This is a genomic window from Corynebacterium sp. HMSC061H03, assembly GCF_001838215.1.
GTDB lineage: Bacteria > Actinomycetota > Actinomycetes > Mycobacteriales > Mycobacteriaceae > Corynebacterium > Corynebacterium jeikeium_D.
In genome coordinates this window covers 1-10,476 of record NZ_KV836072.1, presented here as the reverse complement: position 1 = coordinate 10,476, position 10,476 = coordinate 1, and the positions used below count along the sequence as shown (strand labels likewise).

General features: G+C 55.4%; 10 protein-coding genes. 9 read left to right on the top strand and 1 reads right to left on the bottom strand.

The features are described from left to right. Window positions 1-102: 102 nt before the first annotated feature. Both HMPREF2787_RS06010 and HMPREF2787_RS06005 read left to right on the top strand, forming a co-directional pair. Complete coding sequence (locus HMPREF2787_RS06010) at window positions 103-537, top strand: pyridoxamine 5'-phosphate oxidase family protein (RefSeq protein ID WP_070858743.1); 435 nt, start codon at window positions 103-105, stop codon at window positions 535-537. A gap of 248 nt (window positions 538-785) precedes the next feature. Continuing rightward, window positions 786-1,313 (top strand): TetR/AcrR family transcriptional regulator, encoded by a 528-nt coding sequence (locus HMPREF2787_RS06005; RefSeq protein WP_246824225.1) that lies wholly within the window; start codon window positions 786-788, stop codon window positions 1,311-1,313. A 35-nt stretch (window positions 1,314-1,348) separates the two neighbouring features. Here HMPREF2787_RS06005 and nadE read toward each other — a convergent pair whose 3' ends face one another. Then, entirely contained in the window at window positions 1,349-2,200 is an 852-nt protein-coding gene (gene nadE, locus HMPREF2787_RS06000) for an ammonia-dependent NAD(+) synthetase (protein ID WP_070858739.1), read from the bottom strand. A 38-nt stretch (window positions 2,201-2,238) separates the two neighbouring features. Here nadE and HMPREF2787_RS05995 point away from each other — a divergent pair, with 38 nt between their 5' ends. From HMPREF2787_RS05995 to HMPREF2787_RS05965, 7 genes are all read left to right on the top strand, one after another. Beyond that, window positions 2,239-3,720 (top strand): sugar porter family MFS transporter, encoded by a 1,482-nt coding sequence (locus tag HMPREF2787_RS05995; RefSeq protein ID WP_141763273.1) that lies wholly within the window; start codon window positions 2,239-2,241, stop codon window positions 3,718-3,720. Between the two features lie 251 nt (window positions 3,721-3,971). Continuing rightward, entirely contained in the window at window positions 3,972-4,094 is a 123-nt protein-coding gene (gene ykgO / locus HMPREF2787_RS05990; RefSeq protein ID WP_005511141.1) for a type B 50S ribosomal protein L36, read from the top strand. 753 nt (window positions 4,095-4,847) lie between these two features. Then, on the top strand, window positions 4,848-5,072 hold the full coding sequence (gene nrdH / locus HMPREF2787_RS05985; RefSeq protein ID WP_005511161.1) for a glutaredoxin-like protein NrdH: 225 nt from the start codon (window positions 4,848-4,850) through the stop codon (window positions 5,070-5,072). Window positions 5,073-5,157: 85 nt separating this feature from the next. Continuing rightward, entirely contained in the window at window positions 5,158-5,580 is a 423-nt protein-coding gene (gene nrdI / locus HMPREF2787_RS05980; RefSeq protein WP_048732982.1) for a class Ib ribonucleoside-diphosphate reductase assembly flavoprotein NrdI, read from the top strand. A gap of 174 nt (window positions 5,581-5,754) precedes the next feature. Continuing rightward, complete coding sequence (gene nrdE, locus HMPREF2787_RS05975; RefSeq protein WP_210401199.1) at window positions 5,755-7,899, top strand: class 1b ribonucleoside-diphosphate reductase subunit alpha; 2,145 nt, start codon at window positions 5,755-5,757, stop codon at window positions 7,897-7,899. 235 nt (window positions 7,900-8,134) lie between these two features. After that, the gene (gene deoD, locus HMPREF2787_RS05970) at window positions 8,135-8,860 is read left to right on the top strand and encodes a purine-nucleoside phosphorylase (RefSeq protein ID WP_070858735.1); all 726 of its coding nucleotides are present in this window, start codon (window positions 8,135-8,137) and stop codon (window positions 8,858-8,860) included. A gap of 50 nt (window positions 8,861-8,910) precedes the next feature. Continuing rightward, window positions 8,911-10,356 carry an MFS transporter gene (locus HMPREF2787_RS05965; protein ID WP_083326667.1) on the top strand — a complete coding sequence of 482 codons (1,446 nt, stop codon included), beginning with the start codon at window positions 8,911-8,913 and terminating at the stop codon, window positions 10,354-10,356. Window positions 10,357-10,476 lie beyond the last annotated feature (120 nt).

Here is a 10,476-nt window from a genome sequence, read left to right as displayed (position 1 = left end):
AAAGTCAGACACACTTTTTGCTACTTAACCCGCCGTTTACCTCAGTGATTGGTAATCCGTATAGCTGTAGCAACTTTGTCTGAACAGTGGAATACTGGGGGTATGGTACACACCGACTCCGTTATTCAGAAACTGTCCACCGAAGAATCCCTTGAGCTGCTGGCTACGCAGACTTTTGGGCGTCTGGTTGTTCGTCGTAAAGACGATATGGATCTTTTCCCACTGAACTACGTCGTTCATGAGGGGAACATTTACTTCCGCACTGCCGAGGGGTCGAAGCTCTTTACTGTCTCCCTGAACCACGATGTTCTTTTTGAGGCCGACTTTGTTGACAAGGATGCCCAGAAGGCCTGGTCGGTCATCGTTAAGGGTGACGCAGAGGTTCTCACCTCCCGCGCGGATATTAACGCTGCGGATGAGCTGTCGCTGAAGCCCTGGCTGCCGACGTTGAAATACAACTACGTGCGCATTACCCCGAACGATGTTTCGGGTCGCCATTTCCACCTCGGGGAGGAGCCGAATCGCTACGAAGTGTAGCGGTGGCATACGGCACTTATGCTTGACGACGGTGGGGGCTCCGTCGTCAAGCAAAGCTATCAGCGTGCAAAGCCAGCTCTTAGTGGCTGAGCACCGCCGTTAGCTGTTTTTTTAAAAATTGTTGGGTTAAATTACCCAAAAGCGCCCTAAGTGAGATTCAACGCGTTACAGTCGCAAATGTGACGTGCACCATAGAATCGACCGATGGGGTGCCAGCGCAGCCCGATGTGCGCAGGCAGTCCCCACGTATGCAGAAAATAGTAGATGAAGCGCGCGCGATGCTGCGCGAATCGGGTTGGAGCGCTATCAGCATGCGCCGCCTAGCGGCGCGACTCGATGTGAAGGCGCCATCGCTGTACAAGCACATCAGCGGCAAGGAAGAGCTCCTTCAGCTGCTGCTGACCGAGAGCCTCGAGAATCTGGGCAAGCGTATTCATGCTGCCATTGATGAGGAATGCACTTCGGCATCTCTGCTGCAGGCGTACCGCCAGGCAGTTCTCGACGATCCTCATGGTTACCGGTTGATGAGTCGCACCAACTTCGTGAATGTCGCCTCGCCTTCGTCGTTGGATGCCTGGATTCGCGATGCATTCATTAAGGTTGCCGGCGATGAGTCTAAGGGGTTGGCCATGTGGGCGTTCGCCCATGGTTTGGTGACCGCCGAGCTCGTCCAGGATGGTTCACCTGCGCTGGAACCCAGCGCCGAAGCCGGTGCGGCAGACAGCTTGGCCGCAGTTGGGGCTATTTGGGACGCTGGCGCGGAGGCCTTCTCTTAGGGGGCTCACTGCTTGGGCCGCCCCTGGGCAGTAGCCTAGCGCCACCAAGAATCGGCTGGTCCGGGAGGGACGGCTCGCTTGTGCCGGGAAATGGAGTAGAGGTGCTCGATTCGCGCGGCATCCTCATCTGAGACGGCCTTGCCTTCGAGGTAGTCGTCGATGGCGGTATAGGTCACCCCGAGCGCAACTTCGTCGGGAAGCGCAGGGCGATCTTCTTCCAGGTCGGCCGTCGGCACCTTCTCCCACGTACGGGCTGGTGCGCCGAGGTGGCGGAGTAAGGCCGCGCCCTGGCGCTTGTTCAGTCCCTGCAGCGGGACGAGGTCGCAGGCGCCGTCGCCGTGTTTGGTGTAGAAGCCGGTGACAGCCTCCGCGGCGTGATCTGTGCCGATGACCAAAGCGCCGTCAACACCTGCCACTGCGTACTGGGCAATCATTCGCATGCGGGCCTTAATATTTCCCTTGTTGAAGTCGCTGATAGTGCTGCCGGCCAGGGCATCGGTGACCTGGGTGGTCATCGCAGCAGTGGCCGGTGCGATATCGATAGTTAGCCTTTGGTCAGGCTGAATGAATTGCAGTGCCACCTGTGCGTCGTCCTCATCGGCCTGCACGCCGTGGGGGAGGCGAATGGCAATGAAAGTGGCATCCACACCGCCGTCGCGAAGCTTTTCGACGGCCAACTGCGCTAAACGTCCGGCCAGCGTGGAATCTTGACCGCCGGAAATTCCGAGCACGAATCCTTTGGCGTGCGCGGCTCGGAAATAATCGCAGAGAAAATCGACTCGGCGGCTGATTTCCTCGGCGGCATTGATGGTGGGCTGGACGTGGAGGTCGTTAATAACCTTCGACTGGAGGGGATGTGGCAGATCCTGTGTGCCTACTGGTGTCATGAGCCTCACTCTACCGTTAGTTCCGGACGGGAAAAGGGATGGTTTTCCTGCCAGAAGAGTGCCAAAACTCTCATCTTTATCGAGTAAGTGCAGTTCGGATAGGGGGTCTTTGCCCGGACGGTGGCAAGATTTCCAGCGTGAGTACAACCGAACAAAATAAGACTGGACCGAACCGGGAAACCACCACAACTCGGTCGATAGCCGTGGCTATCATCGCCGCTCTGGGCGGCCTCCTCTTTGGTTACGACACCGGTGTCATCTCAGGCGCGCTGCTGTATATCCAGCGCTCTTTTGAGCTGACTCCAGGACAGGAATCCACTGTCACCGCCATGCTCTTGGTCGGTGCGGCTATCGGTGCGTTCCTGGGCGGTCGCGTAGCGGACTCTCTGGGGCGCCGTGGCACCATCCTGCTAGGAGCGGTCGGCTTCATCATCGGCAGTATCTGGTGTGCTTTCGCTACTAGTGCTTTTTCGCTGGGTGCTGCGCGTACTTTGCTCGGCGTCTGTATCGGTGGTGTTTCCATCGTCGTGCCGATGTACATCTCCGAGATGGCACCGCCGCATGTGCGTGGACGGCTGGTCAGCCTGAACTCGCTGATGATCGTGATTGGTCAGTTGGTGGCGTTTCTCACCAACTCGGCCCTAGCCTCCTCCGGTAACTGGCGGCTCATGCTTGGACTCGGTGCTGTCCCCGGCATCGTGCTGCTCATCGGCATGCTGGTTTTGCCCGACACACCGGCCTACCTCGTCCGTCGAGGACAGGAGGGCAAGGCGCTGGCCGTGCTGCGTCAGATGCAGGGAGATGAGGCGACCTTGGCTGAGGTTGCCGTTGGTGAGGCGTCGTCAAGCGCCGATCAGCGTGCAGCAGAGCGTCTGGCTGTGAAAACCCCGTGGGTGCGACGCACCGTCATCATTGCGATGCTGATTGGCGTGACGCAGCAGGTCACGGGTGCGAACGCGATTATGTATTTCGCGCCGACGATGATGAACAAGGTTGGCTTGTCGACGGAAAGCTCTGTCTACACCTCCATCATCATCGGTATCGCCTCGGTGATCTCGTGTGCAATCGGTATGAGCATTATTGACCGCGTTGGTCGCCGGCGAATGCTGATTATCGGTTTGGTGGGCTGTGCAAGCTCGCTGCTCGTGCTGGCGCCCGTCTATGGCCTGTCGAGTAACTCTTCGACGGGTGCCATGATGTCGCTTCTGCTGATGACTGTATTTATCGTATTTCAGCAGGCGGCTGTGTCGGTGGCGACCTGGCTCCTGATTTCCGAGATTGTCCCGACAGAAGCCCGTGGCCTGGGTATGGGGCTGGCAGGGCTCGCGCTCTGGGTTGCGAACTGGTTTGTGGCGCAGGCATTTCTCCCGATGGTGGATGCTGTCGGTGGTGCGTGGTCATTCTTCTTCTTTGCCATCACGGGTGCGATTGCGCTGGTATTCACCATCAAGGCGGTGCCGGAGACTTCTGGCAAGACACTTGCCGAGGTCCGCGAGTACATGATTGCCGCTGCCAAATAGAGAAGCGGAGGCAGTTGCAACGTGGGGAGTTGCAATCTTGGGGTTGACCGTCAAAGGACATGTTTCCCCCGGATTTTTGGAGTTATTCCGCTTATTAGGTAGTATGGCAACTCGTGTCGTAACGCATACTCTTTGATATTTCTTCGGATTATCAGGAAGGGTGCGTTGCCAGGCAGTCACTGGGGTGATTGTCCGGGGAGAGTGCAGTGTGCACATTCCCGTTTCGGAGCCGAGTAGAAAGGAGCGCCCGAATGAAGGTCCGCAAGTCCCTTCGGTCGCTGAAGAACAAGCCGGGCGCTCAGGTCGTGCGCCGTCGTGGCAAGGTCTACGTGATCAACAAGAAGGAGCCGCGCTTCAAGGCCCGCCAGGGCTAAGCCTTATTTAGGCTAGCGCGAAGCAAATAGCTTCCTCATTTATTGCCAAAACCGCAATCTGAAGTCGCAGTTTTACTGTGGCTAAAGGTTGCGGTTTTTGGTTTTTAGGGAGGGGAGGTTCAGGCGGTTACTGCGTTTATGGCTGGCGGCGGTGGGGCGATGGAAGTTACTGACTACGTTTATGACAGAAATGGCTCGAAAAATGGCTTGAAAGTGTCATAAACTTACACAGTTTCACATGTGCAGCCCGTGTTCACATGTGCAGCCCGTGATTTTTTGAGATCGCTGCTGAGTCCGAAGTTGGGCAGGGGAGGGACAGGGAAGGGGAGGGGCGGTGCTGCGCCTGTTATTGGTGTGATTGGCCTCGAGCCGTCTTGCAGTAATTGGTTTAACCAAAATCCACCGATAGTCGTTTTTCTACGATTTTCTAGAATTTTTAGCGTGAAATTACAAGGTTGTGGTGCGTCTGTGTACAACATCTTGTGCGCAAGAAATCTCCGAACAGGGAATATCATGGTTGTGACTACTACATCTAGTGTGACTAGAGTTTTTCAGACACCAAGTGTAGTGTTTTCGATGTCGAGCCAAGGATAGCTAAAAGAATCTGTCGGCCACCCGTACTCGGTTTCTCATGAACCTCCGGGAGCTTTCAGTCAATCGATCAATCCGCTGATTCCTCGGCCACTTCCGTTGTTTGTACGAAGTCGATCCGATTCATTGGTCTTACCCAAAGCCAGAAAGTTTGTGAGAGTCATGGTTACCGTTTACAGCAAGCCTGCATGTGTCCAGTGCCGCGCTACCACTCGTGCCCTCGATAAGGCTGGAATTGCCTACGATATCGTCGACATCACCATGGACGATGAGGCTCGGGATTACGTTATGGCTCTCGGCCACCTCCAGGCGCCGGTCGTTGACACTGGCACTGAGACCTGGTCGGGTTTCCGCCCGGATCGCATCAAAGCTCTCCAGGCAGCTTAAGAATCACACACCTCCCCGCACATTTCGTTGACCACCCGGGAAACGAAGATTGCGGGGGTTTTGCGATGTAAAGGGTGAAGCTCTCATGCTGGTGGTGTATTTCTCCTCGGCGACGGGGAATACACACAAGTTTGTTGAAAAGCTAGGTATCAAAAATGCCCGTATTCCCATCCGTCGTAATGAGCCGGAGCTTATCGTCGATGAGCCCTACGTCCTCATTTGTCCGACTTATGGTGGCGGTGCTTCCATCAGCGGTGGTAACTCAAGGCCAGTTCCTCCGCAGGTCATCAAATTTCTTAATAACGAGCACAACCGCTCTTTCATCCGAGGTGTGATTGCTGCCGGCAATCTCAACTTCGGTGAGGACTTCTGTAAAGCAGGGGATGTCATCTCCTACAAGTGCAAGGTTCCATATCTATATCGCTTCGAGCTGATGGGAACCGACCACGATGTGCAGCGAGTCCGAGAAGGGCTAGAGGAGTTCTTCCACGGTAAAGCCAGCGCCTAAGTTGGCTAGCCTTAGTGTCGAGGGAAGGGGCACTGAGGACAACCGAATGGATACGCTCGCGGAAGCCGTCGTAAAGCGGTGTGCGAGGAAAGTAGCTAGATTGGATTGCTCTGGGCAGTGATTGAACAGACCCTGCGCAGGCAAATGAATATTAAAGGAGTCAACGTGTCGGAAATGGGCAAGCAGGTCGCGGAGCCGGTGGGCGAGGACAAGCTGGATTACCATGCGCTCAATGCGCTGCTGAATTTGTACGGTGAAGACGGCAAGATTCAGTTCGATAAGGACCGCATGGCTGCGCGGCAGTTCTTCTTGCAGCATGTCAATCAGAACACTGTGTTCTTCCATAACTTGCGGGAGAAGCTCGATTACCTGGTAGAAAATCACTACTACGAGGCTGAGATCCTTGAAAAGTACGAATTTGAGGACGTCAAGGCACTGTTCAAGCAGGCCTATGCTCACAAGTTCCGTTTTCAGACTTTCCTGGGTGCTTACAAGTACTACACCTCGTACACGCTGAAGACTTTCGACGGCAAGCGTTACTTGGAGCGTTACGAAGACCGTGTGTGCATGGTTGCTCTCACGCTTGCCGACGGCGACTTGGAGCTCGCGCAGCACCTGGTTGATGAGATCATCACCGGACGCTTCCAGCCTGCTACTCCTACTTTCCTCAACTCCGGTAAGGCCCAGCGCGGCGAGCCGGTGAGCTGCTTCCTGCTGCGTATCGAGGACAATATGGAGTCCATTGGCCGCGCCATCAACTCCTCGCTGCAGCTGTCCAAGCGCGGCGGTGGTGTGGCGCTGCTGTTGAGTAACCTGCGTGAACAGGGTGCTCCGATTAAGCACATCGAGAATCAGTCTTCCGGTGTCATCCCGGTTATGAAGCTGCTGGAGGACTCCTTCTCCTACGCTAACCAGCTGGGTGCTCGCCAGGGTGCTGGCGCTGTCTACCTGCACGCGCACCACCCGGACATCATGCGCTTCCTGGATACCAAGCGTGAGAATGCGGACGAAAAGATTCGCATCAAGTCGTTGTCGCTCGGCATTGTCATTCCGGACATCACGTTCGAGTTGGCCAAGCGTAACGACGACATGTACCTCTTCAGCCCGTACGATGTCGAGCGCGTCTACGGTAAGCCGTTCGCGGACATTAGTATCACCGAGAACTACGCGGATATGGTCGAGGATCCGCGTATTCGTAAGCAGAAGATCAACGCGCGTCAGTTCTTCCAGACCATCGCTGAGATTCAGTTTGAGTCCGGCTACCCGTACATCATGTTCGAGGATACGGTTAACCGCGCGAACCCGATTGAGGGACGTATTAATATGTCGAACCTCTGCTCGGAGATTCTGCAGGTCAACACCCCGTCGACTTACAATGCAGACCTGTCCTACGAGCACGTTGGTGAGGACATTTCCTGTAACCTTGGCTCGCTGAATATTGCGATGACCATGGATTCGCCAGACTTCGGTCGCACTGTCGAGACTGCCATTCGTGGCCTGACTGCGGTCAGTGAGCAGACTTCTATTGACTCGGTGCCATCGATTCGCAAGGGCAACGACGGGTCTCACGCCATCGGCCTGGGGCAGATGAACCTGCACGGCTACCTTGGCCGCGAGAAGATTATGTACGGCTCGGAAGAGGGCCTGGACTTCACCAACGCCTACTTCGCAGCTGTTCTCTACGCTGTCCTGCGCGCTTCTAACAAGATTGCTCGCGAGCGCGGCCAGAAGTTCGTCAACTTTGAGAACTCCGACTATGCCAGCGGCAAGTACTTCGATAACTTCGATCCGACAGAGTTCCAGCCGAAGACTCAGCACGTAAAAGAGATCTTCGCGAACTCCACCGCACACATTCCGGATGCTGAGGACTGGGCGCAGCTGAAGGCCGACGTCATGGAGTACGGCCTGTTCAACCGCAACCTGCAGGCAGTGCCGCCGACCGGTTCGATTTCCTACATCAACAACTCGACTTCGTCGATTCACCCGATTGCGTCTCAGATTGAGATCCGCAAGGAGGGCAAGATTGGTCGCGTTTACTACCCGGCTCCGCACTTGGACAATGACAACCGCGAATACTTCCAGGACGCCTACGAAATTGGCTACGAGAAGATTATTGACACTTACGCGGTCGCTACTAAGTATGTTGACCAGGGTCTGTCGCTGACCTTGTTCTTCAAGGACACGGTGAGCACTCGTGACCTCAACCGTGCGCAGATCTACGCATGGCGCAAGGGTATTAAGACTCTGTACTACATTCGCCTGCGTCAGGTTGCGCTGGAGGGTACCGAGGTTGAGGGGTGCGTATCCTGCATGCTTTAAGCAAGCGTGCTTGAGAGCTAGGCATCTGATGCTTCCGCTGTAGCGCATTGAAGGCGCGGGAATTTCCCCGAGTTTTGTCGGGAGATTCTCGCGCCTTTTTCGTCACTCCACCCAATTGGGAACAAATGTAAATATTACTATTGACGGTTGTAATGCTGGTAATTAACCTGGGCAGTGGTACACCAATGTTCGCATAATTTTCACCCACGGCTAGTGGGAGAAGGGGCTGGAAGCCATGTCCGATACCACTGGTAAGAGCACTCCACACATCAACCCAAAGGGTGCGCCGATTGCGGAAACCATTTTGTTGCCAGGTGACCCGCTGCGTGCGAAGTTCATTGCGGAGACCTATTTGGACGATGTCGTTCAGTTCAACGAAGTTCGCAACATGTTGGGCTTTACCGGCACCTACCAGGGGCAGGAAGTGTCCGTCATGGGATCCGGTATGGGTATTCCGTCTATCTCGCTGTACTCCTGGGAACTTATCCATGTTTTCGGCTGCAAGAAGCTGATTCGCGTCGGTTCGTGCGGCGCGTTGCAGCCGGAGCTGGACCTGTATGACGTGGTTATCGGCCAGACGGCGTCGACGGACTCCAATTTTCTATCGCAGTACAACTTGCCGGGATCGTTCGCCCCGTCCGCATCTTTCCGTCTGATTGAAGATGTTCGCGATCGCGCCCGCGAGCAGGGCATCACTACGCACGTCGGCAACATCTTGTCCAGCGATATTTTCTACAACTTCCAGGATGATGTGAACGACCGTTGGGCGCGCATGGGTGTGCTGGCGGTGGAGATGGAATCTGCTGGCCTTTATGCCACTGCCGCCGAAGCCGGTGTGGAGGCCATGGGAATCTTCACTGTGTCGGACAATATCGTCACCGGTGGAAAGACCACTCCGGAAGAACGTGAGAAGGCCTTCACGACGATGATGGAGCTCGCATTGCCGCTGGCTCGACTCTAGTGTCCTGGTCTGCAATCAATCGGCTTGAAGTGTGAAATAGGTACAGTGCGATGAGCAATCCGGCCAGCAATACCAACTTGAATGTGAATCCCTCTCAAAGCGCAGCGTCCAACGCTGCGGCGCCAAACCCTAAGGCCGCAGTCCCGGTCTTGCTGTTTTCCTTTGTATTCTGTTTGGTCTTGGACAATGGCTTTAAGTTCATGACCAAGCCGATTGCGGAGTCTCTGGACCTCAGTGTCTCCACGGCTAGTCTGCAGGCGACACTCGCCGGTATTTTGATTGGCATTGGAGCGGTGGTGTACGCCGCATTGGCGGACAGCATTAGTATCCGCAAATTGATGATTGTCGGTATTGGCTTTGTCGCCGTGGGGTCTCTACTGGGTTATTTCTTCCAGGGCGTATGGCCAATGGTGCTTACTGCCCGCACTATTCAAACTGCAGGTCTGGCGGCGGCTGAGACGCTTTACGTCATCTATGTCACCAAGTACCTAAGCCCAGAAGATCAGAAAACCTACCTCGGCTTTTCCACCGCGGCTTTCCAAGCTGCGCTGCTGATTGGAACGTTGACTTCGGGAATCGTGGCTACCTACGTTTCCTGGCCGGCTATGTTCCTGATTTCGCTCATTCTGATAGTTGCCATTCCGTTTCTGATTAAGACAGTTCCGGAGGAGCAGCAGCAGAAGAGCCACCTGGATATCTTCGGCTTGTTCCTCATCGCGGCCATCGCCACTGCGGTGATGCTGTTCATGCAGAAGTTCCAATGGTGGTGGCTGGCGGCCGCTGTGTTGGGTGTCGCGCTCTTTGTCTGGCACATCCGGGCACATGACAACGCTGTGGTCAGCCCCTCGTTTTTTACCAATGCCCGCTACGTTTGCGCGCTGATTGTTGTGCTCGTGGTTTACATGGTCCAGTTGGGGTATTCGGTCATTCTATTGCCGTATATGGTCGACGAGCTCTATGGCATTAACCTCGACGGTGCTGCCTACATTCTCGCGCCGGGATATCTCTGTGCTGTCATCGTTGGTATGATGTCTGGCAAGATTGCCAAGTTCCTGTCTTCGAGGCAGGCTATTGTCGCTGCTATCAGCATCATTGTCGTGGCGTTGCTCATTCCCGCAGTGCTGCCGGGGGCCGGTGTTGCCACGGTTATCGTGTCCATGATTCTGTTCCCATCAGGGTTCGCGCTCATGTATGCGCCGTTGGTCGCGACCGCACTGCAGAACATTCCCGCGGCCAAGTCCGGTGTCGCAATCGGTTTCTATAATCTGACTATCAACATCGCCGTCCCGGTTGGCATTGCGTTAACGGCCATGCTTGTTGATTCTCGGCCGGCCTTCTTCAGCGCCCTTTCCATCGCGCAGTCTGAAGCAGAAGGGGTCTCCGCTACCATCGCCTGGTTGCTCGTGCTCATGGCTGTCGTAGGTTTGCTGGTGTACGTCATCTCCGACCGCCTCATCAACGACACCGCAGAAAACCGCGAGAAGGTTCACGCCTAGGTTCGCGCAACATTTTGCACCTGGTGCTTGACGACGAACGTTGCGTCGTCAAGCACCTTTTTCTTTGTGTGACAGGGCGTCCGAGCGGTGGGTTAAGTAGCAAAAAGTGTGTCCGCTCGG